The sequence below is a fragment of the Paenibacillus sp. J2R1T-4 genome (assembly GCF_059692235.1).
In genome coordinates this window covers 142884-161315 of sequence record NZ_JCAUBA010000017.1, presented here as the reverse complement: position 1 = coordinate 161315, position 18432 = coordinate 142884, and the positions used below count along the sequence as shown (strand labels likewise).

Genomic DNA, 18432 nt, shown 5'->3' with positions numbered 1-18432 from the left:
AATAAGAGCGCCTCCTTGATGGTGTTGGGTATGTAACCCTTGGACAAACCCATCATACCGAGGCGCTCCTTTTTTAGCAAAGACTGTTTCTTAGCCTTAACAGGAATGTTTTGTTCAATTGTTTTGGATCACTAGCTTCTCCACTCCGTCGATAAAGGTATCGTGAACCGATCTCCTTCAGCAATCGCATAGCGGTATTGGGATGAATCATCTTCGGATAAAAAAGTCTTATCCGCCCAATCCTGTATTAAGGTTACGTGTCCGATATTAAGAATGATCTCTTCCGAACCGCATGTCTCCCATCCATGAATCTGGAATACCGGATTACGCCCTGTCCCTTCTACAAAGATATGGGTTCCTGTCAAATCCGGAACCTCGGAATTATCGACAGCCAGGTGAATTCTAATCCAGTTCTCATCCCCCAATTCTCGTGAGAATTCACGGACCGTTCCAGTTAGAGCAGGCACAGCTGCATCAATAACCGGATTATGCAAGCGCCCTATACGGCTCCCATTGGCAACAAAAGCATACACCGGTTCTCCTCCATACTCCGAATATAAGCCAACCGTTCCTTGGAATGAAATCCGCTCATCGACAATGATCTCGGCCTGAGGGTCCAGAGAGTGGACATAATAATCGACTCTGCCATCTTTAAGCTCTATTTTAAGAGAAACCGCTTCATCCGTCATTGTTGGATTCGTCATGCTTCTGACACCGACACGGGTAATCGAATGAAGCAATCTTTCTGCCTTATAGGGTTCGATGACGGAAACGAATCGGCTTAATTCCTCCTCGTTAGCTGCCTGCTTATTCACAAGCAAATATCGCAGACGTTCCGGGTTACCCGGGCGATTCGCAGACGGATGACCATCCGCTAATGCAGCTTCATCGGCTTGGGTAAGCATAGTTAGTCGAATATGAATGTCCTCGGCAGCCGATTCGTTCAACACACCCCACGTGTCACGAATTGTCCAGTCTACAGAAAATTGTGCTGGAGGCGATGCATCCCGCACCACATCGGATAAATAATGAAATCCGCTGCCATTATATTGCTGCAGCTTCAAGGCCGGATCAGCGTCGTAAGGCTCCCCATATTGCACATCGGCTCCAGCAAATGTCCCGCTCCTTTGCTGCACCAGATTCAATCCCTCTGTCTCCACAGCTCCATCTGCTCCATGGAACACATAGTGATGTTCTTTGCCGCCTTTTACTGCGAAATTATCAATCACATAAGAATGCTTATCATCTATTCGAATCAGAGCTGCGCATCTTCGGTAGATCGCAGTATTCGAATACACATTGGCTGCATCTGCCTCGAATACTTGCACATCCCCTTTTCCAATAAAAAGAAGGGATTGTCCTATAATCGACTCATTCTGTTTGCTGCGATCGACGGTTACGGTGTTATGCGCAACCGTGCTGCGATCCCAATGGTGGGTTTTCTGATGAATATTATCACATTTCTCTGGATAACCGAGCTCAGGTGCCAGATCAAGCCCGAAAGCATACAGCCCTATATTCAACGTATCCCTATGTCCGTGACCGAAATTACGTCCATGATACATCCATAGTGCGCGTTGGTCATCTCCCGCCCCATCTCTCATTACACCAAGACCATAATTGGCCAGATGCAAGCTTTCTTGATGGAATAGACCTGCTTCCTCAACCGTATCCTTAATGTCCTTAAGTATACGTTCCGGATCAGGGGAGAAAAGTCCACCGCGTATACGCTCCAATCTGTTCCCGCACAGCAGCACAGCAAGCTGGGCATAGATTGGTTCACCGGTCTTCTCGAACAGCTGCACCACATCATCCAGCTTATACAAAAGATTAGGATTCCCGGCAGAATCGCTGTCCCCAACCTGCGGCATGTATCGATCTATCATGATTAACCCTGCATGCGCGCGTAACATCTGCCTGAACTTGGCATTTCGATAAAAATCACCTTGCGGATACCGGTCATAGCCGAACATAATATCTGCTACTTGTTTGTAGGCATTAACCCAGATGTTGTTATACAAAGGAGCAGCTTCATCGCCAAAGCCATCCCTGTCAACGTCACACACCAGAGCATGCAGCATATTGCCCCCTGTTATCGCCCATCCACCTGCTTCCGGCGGAATAGCTTTCCCTTCTCGGAACACAAAATCCAGCCATTCCTCCGTCGTCCCTGGCTCATCAAGCACAATTGCAGCGAGCGCGAGTGCATTCTGGTGCATCCCATGGTTTCCTCTGATCTGTGCTTTCTTCACTCCCTCAAACACTTGTCTCAGGATTCCGTCCTCGATATTCGTGCGAATCAGTTCCATGGTGGATTTAGTGTTGGATAGTTTGTATTTCGCAGCTTTGGCAGCCAGGAAATCGAGCACTTCCGAACTCTCTATCAACGCAGGATAGAATGCATCGTAAGCGCTAACAAACGATTGAACAATAGAAGTCTCCCATATGCTTCCGACTGTTTTGCCTTGACCTGTCATCCCATGCGAATTCAGGAAACCATTCTCCCAAGAGAACACCCCTGTGTCCAGTTCAGGGTACAAATCCGCTACTCTGTCAAGCAGCACGATTCCTGCCTGGGCATATTTCAGCTCCCCGCTATATAGATAGGCATCTCGCAATTGAAGAATAGCCGTTTCTACCATTCCACCGTGCGCCCAAGGATACTTCGAAGTCGGGAAGAGATTCCCGTTCACATCTATCATTCGGATCCATATTTTCCAATGAGAGTAGAAGGCAATAAAAGTCCACTGCTCACCTGCCTCGTCCTTCCAGCCATATCCGTCATCAACACCCCAGCTCTCGTCACGATCCGGGTACAGTCTATTAACCAGATACTTCTTATCCCCTCGTCCTGGCTGAAAAATACCATTTTCATCCTTAGCACTCTCATAGTAAGCAGCGAAATCATTGGAAGGAAATACAGACTGACAGCTGGGACAAGTCAGCTTCCATGGTTGCTCCAATGTATCGGCTACCCACGGCCACCGACCATAAGCATGATGAGCATCTCCGCATATCGGGCAGCCTAATTTCTGATTCACCGCATAGCTGCGGGGGATCGTTTGGGGGGCAGGTAAATTCCACAGCTGCTCCCACCCGAGATCGATATAGACGTCCGCCTTAGAAACAGCTTCATCCAGCTCCAGCTTCGCCCAATCATACTTGGCAACATTACGCCTTACGCTGCTTACTTTTTCAGGTGTGTAGTAGGTGCTTCTTTGTTTGACACTCATCCGTGATCCCGCCTTTGCATCAAAGAAATAAGAACGATTAGGCCTAATGCTGTCATCATAACATAATGTAAAGCTTTAAAGTGACATAGTTATATAGGACTAACAAAATCCGCTGTCGAAACACTTATTTCCTGGGAAATATGTCGACTTGCACTTTTACGACTCAACTGCTGGCGTTATAAAGACTGGAAAAAGAGCAGAACCGCTGCTGCCATTACAGCACAGTTGAAAAAGATACAGGATGTTACTTGAAATCCATTGTTGAAAATATTCAGAATATTGGATAAAATAGACCCAACTGAAACAATCGCTGTGCAACTGGCGGAACATGGTGAACCATGGGGGAGCGCAGCGGAATCGAATGCCGGACGCCTGGGCGAGTGCTTGATCGAGAGATCAATGCGCTCTTTTTTCGTTTTCAGCAAACTATATTTCCGAAGGAGAGGGTACGGGATGAAAATCGCTTTTGTATTATTTGATCGAGTGACGGCTTTGGATTTTGTAGGTTTCTATGACGCTATTACGAGGTTACGATTCCTGAAACTGATGGATGATGTTACTTGGGATCTATGCGCTGATCGGGAAACGGTCAGGGATGAGCGGGGTTTGACGATCCATGCAGGGCTCGTGTTGCCGGATTTGTCCGGGTATGATCTTGTCTTCGTTCCCGGGGGCCCAGGTACAAGGGAGCTCATGTTCGATGCCGAGTTCATCAAGTGGCTGCAGACGGCGGCTGGGGCGAAGATGCTGGTTTCGGTTTGCACAGGGGCTTTGTTACTGGGAGCAGCTGGATTTCTGGAAGGAAAACGGGCAACAACGAATCTGCACGCATACGAGCTGTTAGCTCCCTACTGCCAGGAGGTTCTGAAGGAGAGAATTGTGAGAGACGGCAATGTATATACAGGTGCAGGTGTAGCGACATCAATCGACTTGGGTCTCTATGTTGTTGAGCGTTTGTGCGGAGCTGATGCCGCAAGAAAAGTTCAAGTGAGTATGGATTATCCGTATTATGAAGCGGGAAAGCAAGTTGCAGACAATTAATCGACATATTTTGACTCTCATAGGTAAAAGGAATCATGTTATAATCTTCAGGACCATGAAATTACATATTATTACATCCAGGAGGTACTGAAGGTGTTGAGTTTACATTCACTCAAGCATAAGATCATTTGGCCGGTGTTGATAGTCATCAGTCTCGTCACAATATCGATGGCATGGTTCATATACGGGCAAACCGCGGACAGTATGAAGAGCAAAGGCTTCGCTACCCTTGAAGTGACGAAGATCGGAATCGAAAACGCATTGATCGCGCGCAAAACCGCAGAAGATGTGATGGAGAAGGAAATGGTCAGCCAAGCTGTGCTGCTGTCCTTGTTAGTCGAAAAAGGTCTGCCCTTCGATCAGGTGGCCGCACTTTCGAGGAAAGGGCAGATCGATGATATCTGGATAACGGACGGTCAAGGTAATACGATCCTTACGAATGCGGGACCCGATGTAAAATTTAATTTTTCCGCCGATCCCAAGCAACAAGCCTATGAATTTATGGATCTTATCTCTAAGAAAAAAGAAGTGGTAGTCCAGCCAGCACAACCTCGTACGATTGATCCGAAAGTATACAAATATGTGGGGGTGGGCGGTTGGAGCATCCCGCGAATCGTACAAGTCGGACGTGACGGCGCCAAACTGACAGAGCTCGAAGACCGAATTGGTCCAAAGCCGATCATTCAGCAATTGAAGGAACGTGTCGGGGACGAGGTTCTGTACATAGGCATTGTTCAGGCTGACGGTAAGCTGGCCTTTTCTAGTGACGATGCAGTTAAACAAGTGGACGGTGCCTTAGGAACGCTGGTTCAAAATACTACGCAGGGCCAAAAAGACTTAATTACCTCTGCTACATACGAAGGCCATAAAGTATTGTACTATGCTTCTGCTCTAAGCAACGGTCAAATTCTGGTCCTTGCGATTTCCACTGAAGTGCTGAATCGAGTCTTATGGACGACGATTGTGTCTGTGCTGCTAGCTTTATTGATTAGCGGCGGAACGATATTCATAATCGTGGGCCGTCAGTTCAAACGGTTGGATGAATTGAAAAACTCGATGAACGGTCTTAGTCAAGGGGAAGGAGATCTGACCCAACGCTTGCCTGTCACGTCTCGAGATGAGATCGGTGAGCTATCAAGAGCTATGAATCGGTTTGTGGAGAAGATACAATCCATCGTGAAGGAAGTCAAAAGCTCGACTGTAAGCAGCAAGCTAGGAACCGACGATATTCATCGGATCTCGGGGGAGACCAAAGAAATCGCGCGTGAGATGAATTCCACGATGGAGCAAGTCGCAACCGGAGCATCGAGGCAAGCCGAAGATGTCGAGCATGGCATGATCGGTATACATGAGCTCGCTAGGATTATTGATGACTATCGTCAACAAACAGCATCCTTAAGCGATAGCAACCACAGCCTGCAGAACAAACAGGAGGACGGCACCCACGCTGTCGAAGGCTTGCTGCAGTCGATCTCAGAGAATGCCCGTATCGTTGCTGAGACGGGACATAATCTGGACCTGCTGCGCAAAGATATTGATGCTGTTAATGAAATGGCCAACACCATTACGACAATATCGCAGCAGACGAGCCTCCTCGCTCTGAATGCTTCGATAGAAGCCGCACGAGCCGGTGAGCACGGCAAAGGCTTCTCTGTCGTAGCGGCCGAAGTCAGGAAGCTGTCCGAACAGGCGAACGCTTCCGCTGACCAGATTCGCGAGCTGTTGTCTAATGTGCAGCGATCGACGGAAGAGACTGTCAAGGCGATGTCCAGCGCCATCCGACTGGCTCATCAGCAGGAGCAGTCGATCGAAACGACCTCGTCTTCCTTCGAAGCGATGAAACATACGATTACATTGATGGATGGGATGATTGGGCAGCTGTCGCGCAACATGACGCAACTTGAAGCGAAGAAGAACGCGATCGTAATGATGATCGAGAATGTGTCCGCGGCCTCGGAACAAACAGCGGCCAGCTCCGAAGAGATTCTCGCCAGCGTGGAACTGCAGCTGCTGAAGTTCGAGGAGATGAACGAACGAGCACGGAGTCTCCAGCTCCAAATGAATCAGCTGCAGGGCGAGGTGGATTTGTTCAAGGTGTAGTAAGTTAGCTTTCTGTACGATAGTACGTCAAAGAAGCGTTGCCAGTCCTCTAGAGGGCTGGCAACGCTTCTTTTGTTAGCAGGTTTATTTAGCAGAGACCTGCGAGAAAGCATACAGACGCGCGATATTCTCTGCGGCTTGCTCGAGCAGCTCGGTCCCGCTGCGCATCGCTTCGTCCAGCGTGAGCGGTCGGTTCGCGATGCTGAACAGAGCTGTGATGCCGTGCGTATACAGCTCACTGACGCCCTCGCCCAGACCGCCGGACAAGCACACGACCGGCACGCCATGTTTCTTGCCTATGGCGCCTACGCCAGCGGGCACTTTGCCGAACGCGGTCTGCGCGTCCGTGCGTCCTTCGCCGGTGATCACAAGGCTAGCGCCGCTGATCGTCTCGTCCAACCGCGTGAGCGCGGTTACCTCGCGGATGCCGGGTTTCAGCTGCGCCCGACAGAACGCGAGCAAGCCCGCGCCCAGCCCGCCCGCCGCGCCCGCGCCCGGCACATCGCGGACCATTACGCCAAGCTGCATCGCGATGCGCACGGCGTAATGGTCAAGGCCGCGATCGAGCCGCCCGATCATCGCGGGCGTCGCGCCCTTTTGCGGGCCATAGACGGCGGTCGCGCCGTCTGGTCCGCACAGCGGGTTCTTGACGTCGCAGCAGACGTCAACAGGCACTTCGCCTGCGGCGAGCAGCGGGTGCAGCTCGCTCACGTCGATGCGCTCGATGCGCTCGAGCTGCTGGCCGCCGGTGCCGAGCTCGCGTCCTGCGGCATCGATGAAGCGCACGCCGAGCGCCTGGGCCATGCCCATGCCGCCGTCGTTCGTGGCGCTTCCGCCGATGCCGAGCAGGATGCGCGAGCAGCCTCGGTCCAGCGCGTCGCGCATGAGCTCGCCCGTGCCGTAGCTCGTAGCCTGAAGCGGGTTGCGCCGCATCTCGGGCACAAGCGGCAAGCCGGACGCTGCCGCCATCTCAATGACCGCGGTGCCGTCTTCGAGCACCCCGTAATAAGCTTCCACCGGCTCGCCCATCGGGTCGGTGACCATAAGCGTGCGGCGTTCGCCGCCGATCGCCGTCAGCACGGCGTCCACCGTGCCTTCACCGCCGTCTGCCATCGGAGTCTGCACGATGTCTGCGTTAATACCAGAACGCTCCAGGCCCCTTGTAATCGCATTCGCCACCTCTACTGCGGTAAGGCTTCCTTTGAAAGAATCAGGAGCTACTACGATACGAATTCTGTTTTGCACCAAATCATTATTTTCTGTTCCATTCATTAGATTACCTTCACTCCGTTCACTACATTTATGAGCGTGCCTGTCTCGTAAGCTTGCAAATTTTGTACAGCCATCTCCATTAATCGGGATCTGGCTTCCTTCGTCGCCCATGCAATATGCGGCGTAATGATGCAGTTATCCGCCGTCACCATTGGATGATCAGCAGCTGGCGGCTCCACAGACAGCACGTCCACACCTGCTCCAGCTATTACACCGTTATTCAGCGCATCCGCCAAATCCTGCTCCACGATCAGTTTACCGCGGGCCGTATTAATCAGGAAGGCGGTAGGTTTCATACGTTCCAAGAACGCCTTGTCCACCATGCCTGCCGTCTCTTGAGTAAGAGGACAATGAAGTGATATTACATCCGCTTCCTGTATAAGCTCGTCCATACTAACCATCCGCATTCCTTCGAGCGGAGCCGGCTTATTGCTTCTAGTCGCGGCTATAACCTTCATACCTAATGCTTGTGCTACACGAGCGGTTTGTTCTCCGATTCTTCCGAGCCCAATTACCCCGAAGGTCTTCCCAGTGAGCTCTACAAGGGGAGATTTCCAGAAGCTGAAGTCTGGGCTCGCGGCCCAAGCGCCTTCCCGTACCGCATCCCCATGGCTGCCTACCCGATGGCATAATTCCAACATTAACGCGAGCACGAATTGTGCAACGGAATGCGTACTGTATGCAGGGATATTCGTTACCGGGATGCCCCGTTCCGCTGCCGCGACAACATCTACGACATCATAACCTGTTGCCAATACGCCTATGTATTTAAGATTAGGTAATTTCTCAATCGTATCGGCTCGCAGCGGCGTTTTGTTCGTCCATACGATATCCGCTTCTTTGGCTCGTTCTACAATTTGTTCAGGCGCTGTGCGGTCAAATAGGGTCAAGCTGCCAAGCCTTTCAACGGAAGCCCAGCTCAAATCTCCCGGATTTAAAGTAAATCCGTCCAATACAACAATTTTCATCAGTCTCACCTCACCGTATACAATTCGTGCGAACATCCGTGTTTCCTTCCCTTTTTAAAAAGGAATTTCTGGATACTTGTCGAATACTTCCCGCAAAAGACTTCCTGAACACGTAAAGGAGCCGCCTAAATGCATGATTTAACATGCGAGGTTTTATCCTCTGGATATTCGCATCATACCAAACCGTTCCAAGTGTCCTCTCACAAAGGACTGCGCAATTACTTGATTCGCTTCCAGACAGAAGGCCTTTGCCGAGCGCTTGTTGACGGCGAGATGGTACTGATTCAGCCTGGAGATTTGCTATTATACAAACCAGCCGATACCTATGATCTGGTAGTTGACTATGAAGTGCAAGCGAATGGAGAAAAGGCTATATTCAGCGGTGATTATTACTTTTTCTGCAGAGGTTCTTGGCTGGATCAATGGTGGGGCAAATCTGTCAAACCGCAGAAGGTGCATATTCCGATAAGCGAAGACATCCTGAATCTGTGTCGTCATGCTGCTCTTGAACAGCATCGGGTTAAGGGTCGTGGACGGTTTAAGGAAATCTCCGATTATTATCTTCGCATTCTTTGTCTGAGTATCGAACGTATTATGGCCGAGCAAGCATTTTACTCTATGAAGGGCAAGTCGTTTCTAGCGGTTCAGATGAAAAACTATATAGAAGAGCATGCCCTTTCCTCCTTGAAGCTGGAGGACGTGGCGCAGCATGTAGGGCTAAGTGTATCGCGAGCCGTTCATTTGTTCAAATCTATATTCGGCCAGTCGATCATGCAATATACACTGCAGATTCGTCTTTCTATTGCTAGAGAGAGAATTCTGTTCAGTAAAATGTCTTTAGAGCAAATAGCAGAAGCATCTGGTTTCAACAGCTACACCTATTTCTATCGCATGTTTCGCGCACGCTACGGCATGTCACCAAAGGCATACAGGCATTCGGACAGCGAGGAGCATGATTAGGAAGCGGCGCGTGTGATCGCCTCTTTTGGTCCTCTTCATTCTATAAAAAAATCGCCCGCTCCAAGGATAATCCCTGGAGCGGGCGATTTCAAATGCCTACACCCACCACATCTCGCCAACCGGCTCTGTAATCAGCACTTGCTGCAGATTAGAGACCGCCTTGGAGAAACCTTCCTCAATGGACATGAGTCCGTCTTCATGCTCGATACTCACTACATAATCATATCCGACTAGACGCAGAGCGCTTAGAATATCGGCCCATACTTTCATGTCGTGACCATAACCTACCGTACGGAACTGCCATGCGCGGTCCAGCATCATCGTGTAGGATTGCATATCGGTAATCCCATGTTTGTTCACGTTGTTCGTGTCGATTGACGTATCCTTGGCATGGAAATGGTGGATCGCTCCTGCCCGTCCAAGAATATGAATGGCCTGGACCGGATCGATCCCTTGCCACCACATATGGCTCGGATCGAGGTTCGCTCCAATGGCTTCGCCAGCTGCTTCGCGGAGGCGCAGCATGTTGCCTGGCGTGTGCACCGAGAAGCCGCCGTGAAGCTCGAGCCCGATCTTCACATTACGATCTGCCGCGTACTTGCCCCATTCCGTCCAATAAGGAATAACCTTCTGCTCCCATTGCCATTTGAGAATGTCCTGATAGTCATTTGGCCATGGTGCAACCGGCCAGTTCGGATACATGGCATTCTCATGATCGCCTGGACAGCCTGAGAATGTATTCACAACCGGCACACCCAGACGTTCGGCGAGATCAACTGTTTTAACGAATGTATCATGGAATGGTTTGGCGATCGCTTTCTGAGGATGCAGGGCATTCCCATGACAGCTCAGAGCGCTAATAATCAAGCCGCGAGATTCCACGGCACGTTTGAAAGCTTGCAGTTTCGCATCATCCTGAAGCAACAGATCCGGATCGCAATGCGCATTTCCAGGATAATTCCCAGTGCCGATCTCAACGGCTTGCAGCCCTTTGGATGCGATTAGATCCAAAGCTTCTTCCAACGGACGATCAGCAAACAAAACAGCAAAAACGCCTAATTTCATACGAACGGCACCACCCTATATGAATATATAATTCCAGCTTACGCGTTCAAATATACGGTCTTGCCTGTCTTGGCCGATTCATAGATAGCTTCAAGAATTTCTGTAACGACCAGTGCTTGCTCTGCTTTTACTACAGGCTCGGTATCATTCAAGATCGCTTCAATCCAGAGCTTGGCCTCCAAATCCGATGAAGATTCTGCGGAACCGCCGAAGAATGCTACGCCGCCTGACTTCAAGTTCACTTCTTGCTCATACATCCGGCTGAATGCTTCTCCATTCAATCGCAAGCCGTCATCCATGTCAGCTCCGCCTTCTGTTCCGCATAAAGTTGTCTTCGCTTCTTTTACATCTAGTGTGTTCAGAGCCCAGCTGGACTCAAGTACGATTGTTGCTCCGTTCTCCATCTTGATGTAACCAAAAGCGGAATCTTCCACTGTGAATTTCTCAGGATCCCAAGGGCCCCATGCATTAGCGGAATTAGGACGGCTTCCAAGCTTGTGATAGACAGAGCCAGTTACACTAACAGGCTTGTAGTTGTCCATCATCCAGAGCGTCAAATCCAATGCATGTGTACCGATATCGATAAGCGGACCTCCGCCTTGTTTCTCTTCATCAAGGAACACACCCCAAGTAGGTACAGCTCGACGGCGAATGGCATGTGCTTTGGCATAATAAATATCACCCAGTTGCCCTGCCTCACATACTTTTTTCAAGTGCTGGCTGTCTGTACGGAAACGGTTATTATATCCAACAGTCAGTTTTTTACCGGTACGTTTGGAGGCTTCCACCATACTGCGTGCTTCTGAGGAGGTTATTGCCATCGGTTTCTCGCTCATAACATGTTTGCCTGCTTCCATAGCAGCTATGGAGATTTCGGCATGGTTATAGTTAGGTGTACACACATGAATGACGTCAATCGAACGATCTTTAAGTAATTCACGGTAATCGGTATATACTTTTGCATCTTCTGCCCCGTATTCGCTCGCTGCCTTAACCGCACGTTCTTCTACGATATCGCAGAATGCGACCATTTCGACTTGCTCGAGCTTCTTCAAACTAGGCATATGCTTGCCGTTTGCAATACCACCGGTTCCAATAATACCGATTTTTAACTTTGCCATTACCCAATACCCTCCTGTTAAACATATGAATTTTATGTTGCAAATGGATCCCACAGCATCACAGCTTCTATGTAAACATAAAGCGTAAAACCTGAACATGAATAAAACAGTTTAAACATGAACAATCTGGCTACGAATTGCTTGACCCACTATTATTGCTTACCAACAAAACGGGCTTATCCTGCTCTACATATACCTGTCGGTTGCCGGCCGTTGTCCCTCATCAATTACACTCGTGCAGAATTTACACTTTGTTGCTGCGATAGGGATCTCTGAAACACATTCAGGACATGTCTTGGTCACTGGCTTCGGAGCTGGTTCATCTTTCTTGCGGCGAAATCGATTCAATTGTTTGATCACAAAGAATATAACGAATGCGATGATCAGAAAATCAAGCAAGTTGTTGATAAACAGTCCGTATTTTAGAATGGGAGCTTCTGCCTTCTGAGCAGCTTCAAGGCTTTCATACGATTTGCCGTTTAAGCTAATATACAGGTTGGAAAAATTCACTTTGCCGAGCAGAAGGCCAAGCACCGGCATAATAAGATCACTTACAATTGAGGTTACAACTTTACCAAAAGCGCCTCCGATGATGACCCCGATAGCTAGATCAATCATGCTGCCTTTCATAGCAAACTCCCTGAATTCTTTCCACATTAACATTCTTCTCCTTTTCAACACATATAGTTGTACATCTCCAGTCATTGTAACTTGCCCTCTTGCTGATCGTCTAGCCATATTGTAAGATACTAACAAGTTGGAACGAGGAGAGGCGGATAACCACATGAAGATTGAGTTTATTATTTTGTGGGTTTTCTTATTGTTTTTTCCCGTAATGGCTTTATATTGGCGTCGATGGGTCGTGTTTGCGATTTATGTATTAGGATGCGCCGCTTTTCTGTACTCTAATTTGAGCCGCTCGGACGGATGGGATGACTTGGCGGATTTTGCAACCCTGCTTGTGATTGTTACACCGTTGTATATTATTGCAAGCTTAGTCTGGATCATAGCTGTGTTCGTCTCAAAAAGAAAAAACATGAAGTAATACTTGGTGACACTTTTCCATAATGCCATTAATCGTTGGCCGTTTTCCTGCACCACGTGGGAAAGCGGTTTTTCTTGTTGTAGATGCTGTGGGACAAACTTAAATCTGGGCATACTAAATGCACATTCGTTTTCACACTATAGAGGAGAGGGTTTGCTGATGCGTGTATCGAACACACCTGTATCTGTTTATTTCGCAGCGGGAATCAGCGTTCACAGAAGAAGGGACATGTTCAGAGCTGCGATGCAACATGTGGAACAGCGCTATAAGAAAGACAATCAGCGTTCTGTGCGTACTCATTGTTTTTATCCTTACGGCTCCGTTGACGAGGTTCCAGCTTCCGACTACGGGAAATTTGTCGCAAAGCAAGCATTTACAGTAGGCTTGGATATTTATAGAAAACCAGCTAACACCGTTGGCGGGCAATCGCTTTATCAGGATATTCAGCAGGATTACGATCACACGAACGGTGGAGACATCGTATTAATTGGTCACAGCGGAGGAGGAATTGCTTCTTATAAGGCAGCCCAATTGCTCAATGAGAACGGTTATCCGGTAATGCGTGTATTTATGGTGGGATCACCGAATATTCCGATTTGCGCAAGCTGCAAGGATAAAGTTTTCGCTATTGAGCATGGAGGACGTTGGGGGGATTGGATATCACGATGTGCTTTTCATTGGTTTCATCCGGCCAAAGTAAGGGTAAGGCTTCCGCTTAGAGGTGGTCATCCTTATTATTTTTGCACCAAAAGCAAAGACGAGAACAACGTGTCCAATATGGAAAAGGTGATGGAATTTATATGCGGTTGGCTACAAGGGGAGAAGGAATTCGTTTATAATGGGGTAAATGTAAATAACCTAAATTAGAAACGAGGATATCCTCCGATGCTCACTGATTGTCCTAACCTTCCCGATCACCTTCCTGATTGGGTAGAGCTAAGCCGCCGCATGGCTGCTCTAGGCTCCGTTGCCAGCTATATTCCAGAACTTGCGAACGCTCCTGCAGATGCACTTGGTATCACAATCCAGACATTGGATGGTCGCCTGTTCGAAGCTGGAGAAGCCGCTATGCCCTACACGATGCAAAGTATATCCAAAGTGTTCACATTACTTCTCGCTCTAATGGATCGCGGCGAAAGTGCTGTATTCGATAAAGTGGGAATGGAGCCTACCGGTGATGACTTTAACTCGATGTTAAAGTTGGAGTTGGTGGAACCGGGCAAACCATTCAATCCGCTGATTAATGCGGGTGCCATTGTAATTTCATCTTTGATACGCGGAAGCAGCCCCACTGAGAAAGCGGACCGTATTCTGGCATTCATCCGCGAGCTCGCAGGGGATGCTTCTATTGGTGTTAATGAAGCGGTATGCCGTTCTGAGTCACTCACCGCCAATCGCAACCGCTCTCTTGCCTATTTCTTGAAAGACAACCAAGTGCTTGATGATGATGTTGAACCTACACTCGAGGTTTATTTTCGCCACTGCTCGATTGAGGTGAACTGTCGTCACATCGCCCGCATGGCGTCTGTCTTGGCCAATAATGGACGGGACCCGGTGAGCGGTCAGGAACTTATGCCTAGACGTTATGTGCAAATTGCCAAATCGTTCATGATTACATGCGGAATGTATAATGAATCCGGAGAATTCTCGATCCGAGTAGGTGTGCCAGCTAAGAGCGGTGTTTCTGGCGGGATTCTTGCTCTTGTTCCAGGTCAAGCAGGGATCGGAATTGTAGGACCTGCCTTGAACAGTAAGGGAAATAGCTTAGCAGGGGTGCATCTGCTTAAATTGTTGTCCGACCGTTACGACTTGAGTATTTTTTAATTGGATTGGTTGTACAAATAAATCGGGTCTTGTTGATCATAAGCATCGATCACTCCATGAAGAAATTCGTAGCTTCGAGTAGTAGTAATAGCTATTGTTCTTACGAATCTGTTCTCACCCGGATCGTAATGGATATCACCCAGATTATAGGAATCCCCTTTTAACTTTGCTATTATTTCACCGAGGTCGATCCAATCAGATAAACTGAATTGCCCTTTATTGACATAGTAATTTTGAATTTCATACTGTTTTGCGTTGAGCTCTAATATACCTTTTAGCTTATTTTCATTAAGCATGCGTTTATTTACTTGTATTGTTAATTTGGCTTCAGCGTTAATCTCTTCCCCGTTAGCCATTCTGAGTTGGACTTGGTATGTTTGTTCTACTTGTTCCGGCAAGTGATACTTAATCAGGAGAATGATTACAATCAAGCATACTAGACTCGAAATAATCCGCTTTTTGTTACTCATATCAAACCCCTTTCTACACTCGGAGAGCAGGAATAGTTAGACTTTAACATATTTACATTTTTTATCCTACCTGCTTTCAAAATAACGGGCAGCGTATATTAGAAATAGAGAAACTACCCTCTCAACCTATTCCATGGATGCTCTTGTTTATTCAAGTTTGATAGTTTATATGTATAAGCTCAAAATGATCCCTGACCTTCACAACCCGCCCCAAATCAGCGGTTGAAGTTCAGGGATCACTCTTTTATTTCACATCTAATTCCGCATCTTGTCTATGGATAACTAAATCATGATGCTCCACACTTGTCACCCGGTTCGCCTCATCCACGAATACGACACTAGGCTTCAGGGTAGACAATTCCTCTTCGGAATACATCCCCATACTAAGAATAATGACGATATCCCCTATCGAGAACAAGTGAGCGGGCGGTCCGTTCAAACAAATTTTACCCGAGCCTTCCGGCGCGGGAATTGCGTATGTCTTCCAGCGCGTTGCATTGCGCAGACTTGTGATTTGAACCATCTCATACGGTTGTATATTCGCCTGTCTCATCAATAGCGTATCAATCGTAATGCTCCCTACATAATCCAATCTGGCCTCCGTAACCGTGGCTCTGTGAATTTTTCCTTTGCACATCCATCTCTGCAAAGCGTACCTCTCCCTTCCACTATCCAACGTCTACTCATCTTATGAATCCTGCAGCCATTGTTTCTAGGTATCTACCTAACTCTGCGTGGATTCTAGGTTATGGCCGTTCCCTTCCGCATACGTTTGTGTATGTTATTGAAGAATGCAGGCTAACGACTTAACGACCGACCTATACACCACACGGAGGTTGACGATGGACAGATTCCAATTGCGATGTCTACGCTGTCAGGAGACGATGAAATTTGAATTGAAGGGACGCTGCGCTTGCGGAGGGACACTGCTGGTTGAATATGATCTCGAGCTTGTGGCGCATACATTAACTCCGTATTCCTTGAAGGATAGAGTAAGTTCCATGTGGCGTTATTCGGAGCTGCTTCCAATTACAAGTGAACAATCCATTGTGTCGCTAGGTGAAGGTTGGACACCTCTTATACGGATTCCTAGATTGGAGAAAGAACTACAAATTAGACAGCTCTATGTCAAACGCGAGGAACAGAATCCCACCGGCAGCTTCAAGGCCAGAGGCTTCTCTTCTACGATCTCCTTGTTGCTCGAATATGGAGTCAGACGAGTTGCTGTTCCCTCTAACGGAAATGCGGCATCCGCAATGGCCGCCTATGCGGCTAGGGCTGGGATAGAGGCAGTCGTTATCGTCCCCAGAGATTGTCCAGGAATAATCATAGAAGAGTGTAAGCGTTACGGAGCATATACGTTCCAAGTCCATGGGCTTATCCATGATGCTGGCACAATTATTGAAAAGGGCAAAAGTGAGCAGGGTTGGTTTAATGCCGGCACAATGCGGGAGCCAGGGCGAATAGAGGGTAAAAAAACGATGGGTTTGGAGCTTGCGGAACAACTGGAATGGAAACTGCCGGATGTTATTGTGTACCCTACTGGAGGAGGGTCCGGTATTGTAGGTTTGTGGAAAGCTTTTCATGAACTCCGCCAGTTAGGCTGGATTCACGACCCGCTTCCCCGGTTCGTTTGCGTGCAGGAGTATGGCTGTACGCCAATTGTGGATGCCATCAAGAGCGGAAAGTGCGTAGCACCAACAGATGACCCCGTTGTATCAAGTCCTACTGGGCTCCGCGTGCCTAACCCGCCAGATGGTGATCTCATAGCCTCCATTCTACGTGAAACCGGCGGTACGGCCATCACCGTCTCTGCGCAAGAAATTACGGATGCCTGCACTCGGTTCGGTTTCGTTGGCATTTCTTCCTCGCCAGAGGGTGCAGCTACTCTAGCAGGTGCTATGAAGCTGCGCGCTGGCGGATGGATTGATGACCAAGAGACAGTAGTCCTCTTCAACACCTCACACGCCGATAAGTACTTGCCATGGAGGCCTAATCCAGAGCCGCCTGTAGTACACGACTATATGGATCTCCGAACATGGCTTCCTACACAAAGGTAAACGCGTGAACATACAACCCCCTGGATACAGGACCCTTTTTCTCCATGTCCATTCCAGGGGGATATGAATATCTGAATATATCCCGAAATTACATTTAGGAAATGGGCAGATTCTCTAGCAGCATAGCCTGACTATACTGCTTCAACGCGTCTTTTACCATCCAGAAATCCGTCCTGGATCTTAATGAATTACACATATAACACACCGAATGTTCCGGCAGCGGCAGCTTCCATTGCGGATGAAACTGTTTCACAATGGCCTCCATTCCTTGAAATCCATCATGAGTAATCATCCGCAAATACACATCGCTCAACAGATTGACCAACACCTCTTGCATGGATTGCTTGTATACATTTCCGACAACGTATACCCCGTCCTCAAGACAAACTGAACCGCATGGCTCTACATCCCCATTCGGCTGAATGACTAACTCTGCCCTCGGACAGTATAGTTCTCTGTTGCTTGGCGTATAGGTTTGGACCAATCGAGGCAAAGTTCTTGCTCGTCCTGCCGGCTGCAAATAATCATGTTCATCCCAGGTCAGGAACGGATGCCATTCTGGTTCGAAGTAATGCTTCGGTGTCTTTCCCGGTCTCATATAATGGCTCGTTATGGTAACCTCCAGGTCCGCTTCAAGAGCGAGCTTGGCTGCCATCGCAGCATGCTCAGGGGGGATCCAGACAGCATGGCTGTCGTCCATGGATACAATAATCTTGGTAAGCCCCAGCTTTTTCAACTGCTTCAGTTGCTCTCTCGCTAGACCCTGGTGTTGTCCCCAATACCCGTTCGTAATAATTGAGGTCCTGAACCCATATTCGAACAGCTGCTCATGGATATCCATCATTTCGGGGTAGCACAAAAAAACCTCGCCTCCAGTAAAGCTGGCCGTTCTGCATCCAGGAACTAACTCAGCAAACTCTTCAATCCACTGGTGGGCGAAAGCAGTATCCATTAACCCTTTTTTGGAAGGGCTATCCTCATTACAACAAATATCGCAGAACGCATTACATTGTCGAGTCATAACGAATACCAGATCTTGAATCGGTATTTGCCCGCCGAAACTCATCTTGTTAATACCCAGCTTGTCTACTATCGTCATCGGTATGCCCCTCTCCAAGTAACGGGTCTTACTCTGTAGCATAAGCATAGATGTTAATGCCTGCATGAGGAAGATTCCCTAAGTTCAACAAATGGATATCTAATCCAACAGAACCAGATATATACCTTCAATTGAACTAGTTTCCTCTCTCCCTAACGGTTGTATATACACTGA

Annotated in this window: 16 protein-coding genes and 1 riboswitch; of the genes, 7 read left to right on the top strand and 9 right to left on the bottom strand. The window is 48.3% G+C overall.

Going from position 1 to position 18432, the window contains the following annotated elements; translation table 11 throughout:
- Positions 1–131 precede the first annotated feature (131 nt).
- The gene (locus AC58QD_RS24435; protein ID WP_497337630.1) at positions 132–3233 is read right to left on the bottom strand and encodes a heparinase II/III domain-containing protein; all 3102 of its coding nucleotides are present in this window, start codon (positions 3231–3233) and stop codon (positions 132–134) included.
- Positions 3234–3537: 304 nt separating this feature from the next.
- A riboswitch (ZMP/ZTP riboswitch) is annotated at positions 3538–3618 on the top strand.
- 68 nt (positions 3619–3686) lie between these two features.
- On the opposite strand from AC58QD_RS24435, the gene AC58QD_RS24430 reads away from it, so the two are divergent.
- Positions 3687–4274, top strand: a complete 588-nt coding sequence (locus AC58QD_RS24430; RefSeq protein ID WP_497337629.1) for a DJ-1/PfpI family protein — start codon at positions 3687–3689, stop codon at positions 4272–4274.
- A gap of 93 nt (positions 4275–4367) precedes the next feature.
- A complete protein-coding gene (locus tag AC58QD_RS24425; protein WP_497337628.1) occupies positions 4368–6374 on the top strand; it encodes a methyl-accepting chemotaxis protein in 2007 nt (668 codons plus the stop codon).
- A gap of 84 nt (positions 6375–6458) precedes the next feature.
- On the opposite strand, the gene AC58QD_RS24420 is transcribed toward AC58QD_RS24425, so the two are convergent.
- Positions 6459–7646, bottom strand: a complete 1188-nt coding sequence (locus AC58QD_RS24420) for a glycerate kinase family protein (protein WP_497337627.1) — start codon at positions 7644–7646, stop codon at positions 6459–6461.
- The gene (locus AC58QD_RS24415; protein WP_497337635.1) at positions 7646–8614 is read right to left on the bottom strand and encodes a D-2-hydroxyacid dehydrogenase; all 969 of its coding nucleotides are present in this window, start codon (positions 8612–8614) and stop codon (positions 7646–7648) included. Before AC58QD_RS24415 ends, AC58QD_RS24420 begins: the two co-directional genes overlap by 1 nt.
- 129 nt (positions 8615–8743) lie before the next feature.
- On the opposite strand from AC58QD_RS24415, the gene AC58QD_RS24410 reads away from it, so the two are divergent.
- Positions 8744–9574 (top strand): AraC family transcriptional regulator, encoded by an 831-nt coding sequence (locus AC58QD_RS24410; RefSeq protein ID WP_497337626.1) that lies wholly within the window; start codon positions 8744–8746, stop codon positions 9572–9574.
- 96 nt (positions 9575–9670) lie between these two features.
- Here AC58QD_RS24410 and AC58QD_RS24405 read toward each other — a convergent pair whose 3' ends face one another.
- From AC58QD_RS24405 to mscL, 3 genes are all read right to left on the bottom strand, one after another.
- On the bottom strand, positions 9671–10639 hold the full coding sequence (locus tag AC58QD_RS24405; protein WP_497337625.1) for a sugar phosphate isomerase/epimerase family protein: 969 nt from the start codon (positions 10637–10639) through the stop codon (positions 9671–9673).
- A 38-nt stretch (positions 10640–10677) separates the two neighbouring features.
- Positions 10678–11760 carry a Gfo/Idh/MocA family protein gene (locus tag AC58QD_RS24400; protein WP_497337624.1) on the bottom strand — a complete coding sequence of 361 codons (1083 nt, stop codon included), beginning with the start codon at positions 11758–11760 and terminating at the stop codon, positions 10678–10680.
- A gap of 186 nt (positions 11761–11946) precedes the next feature.
- Positions 11947–12417, bottom strand: coding sequence for a large-conductance mechanosensitive channel protein MscL (gene mscL / locus AC58QD_RS24395; protein ID WP_497337623.1), 471 nt, complete (start codon positions 12415–12417; stop codon positions 11947–11949).
- 127 nt (positions 12418–12544) lie between these two features.
- On the opposite strand from mscL, the gene AC58QD_RS24390 reads away from it, so the two are divergent.
- The 3 genes from AC58QD_RS24390 (at position 12545) to glsA (ending at position 14629) form a co-directional block, all read left to right on the top strand.
- Positions 12545–12805, top strand: coding sequence for a hypothetical protein (locus tag AC58QD_RS24390; RefSeq protein WP_497337622.1), 261 nt, complete (start codon positions 12545–12547; stop codon positions 12803–12805).
- Positions 12806–12964: 159 nt separating this feature from the next.
- Complete coding sequence (locus AC58QD_RS24385; protein ID WP_497337621.1) at positions 12965–13672, top strand: lipase family protein; 708 nt, start codon at positions 12965–12967, stop codon at positions 13670–13672.
- Positions 13673–13690: 18 nt separating this feature from the next.
- Positions 13691–14629 (top strand): glutaminase A, encoded by a 939-nt coding sequence (gene glsA / locus AC58QD_RS24380; protein WP_497337620.1) that lies wholly within the window; start codon positions 13691–13693, stop codon positions 14627–14629.
- Here glsA and AC58QD_RS24375 read toward each other — a convergent pair.
- Entirely contained in the window at positions 14626–15099 is a 474-nt protein-coding gene (locus tag AC58QD_RS24375; protein ID WP_497337619.1) for a hypothetical protein, read from the bottom strand. The genes glsA and AC58QD_RS24375 overlap by 4 nt on opposite strands.
- 244 nt (positions 15100–15343) lie before the next feature.
- Positions 15344–15748: an aspartate 1-decarboxylase gene (gene panD, locus AC58QD_RS24370; protein ID WP_497337618.1), complete on the bottom strand. Its 405-nt coding sequence runs from the start codon at positions 15746–15748 to the stop codon at positions 15344–15346.
- A 193-nt stretch (positions 15749–15941) separates the two neighbouring features.
- On the opposite strand from panD, the gene AC58QD_RS24365 reads away from it, so the two are divergent.
- Entirely contained in the window at positions 15942–17159 is a 1218-nt protein-coding gene (locus tag AC58QD_RS24365; RefSeq protein WP_497337617.1) for a threonine synthase, read from the top strand.
- A gap of 94 nt (positions 17160–17253) precedes the next feature.
- On the opposite strand, the gene AC58QD_RS24360 is transcribed toward AC58QD_RS24365, so the two are convergent.
- A complete protein-coding gene (locus AC58QD_RS24360) occupies positions 17254–18258 on the bottom strand; it encodes a radical SAM/SPASM domain-containing protein (protein WP_497337616.1) in 1005 nt (334 codons plus the stop codon).
- Positions 18259–18432 lie beyond the last annotated feature (174 nt).

Coding starts and splice junctions, on each gene's coding strand:
- AC58QD_RS24435 (WP_497337630.1), bottom strand. CDS start 3,233: ATGAGTGTCAAACAAAGAAGCACCTACTACACACCTGAAAAAGTAAGC.
- AC58QD_RS24430 (WP_497337629.1), top strand. CDS start 3,687: ATGAAAATCGCTTTTGTATTATTTGATCGAGTGACGGCTTTGGATTTT.
- AC58QD_RS24420 (WP_497337627.1), bottom strand. CDS start 7,646: ATGAATGGAACAGAAAATAATGATTTGGTGCAAAACAGAATTCGTATC.
- AC58QD_RS24415 (WP_497337635.1), bottom strand. CDS start 8,614: ATGAAAATTGTTGTATTGGACGGATTTACTTTAAATCCGGGAGATTTG.
- AC58QD_RS24410 (WP_497337626.1), top strand. CDS start 8,744: ATGCATGATTTAACATGCGAGGTTTTATCCTCTGGATATTCGCATCAT.
- AC58QD_RS24405 (WP_497337625.1), bottom strand. CDS start 10,639: ATGAAATTAGGCGTTTTTGCTGTTTTGTTTGCTGATCGTCCGTTGGAA.
- AC58QD_RS24400 (WP_497337624.1), bottom strand. CDS start 11,760: ATGGCAAAGTTAAAAATCGGTATTATTGGAACCGGTGGTATTGCAAAC.
- mscL (WP_497337623.1), bottom strand. CDS start 12,417: ATGTGGAAAGAATTCAGGGAGTTTGCTATGAAAGGCAGCATGATTGAT.
- AC58QD_RS24390 (WP_497337622.1), top strand. CDS start 12,545: ATGAAGATTGAGTTTATTATTTTGTGGGTTTTCTTATTGTTTTTTCCC.
- AC58QD_RS24385 (WP_497337621.1), top strand. CDS start 12,965: ATGCGTGTATCGAACACACCTGTATCTGTTTATTTCGCAGCGGGAATC.
- glsA (WP_497337620.1), top strand. CDS start 13,691: ATGCTCACTGATTGTCCTAACCTTCCCGATCACCTTCCTGATTGGGTA.
- AC58QD_RS24375 (WP_497337619.1), bottom strand. CDS start 15,099: ATGAGTAACAAAAAGCGGATTATTTCGAGTCTAGTATGCTTGATTGTA.
- AC58QD_RS24365 (WP_497337617.1), top strand. CDS start 15,942: ATGGACAGATTCCAATTGCGATGTCTACGCTGTCAGGAGACGATGAAA.
- AC58QD_RS24360 (WP_497337616.1), bottom strand. CDS start 18,258: ATGACGATAGTAGACAAGCTGGGTATTAACAAGATGAGTTTCGGCGGG.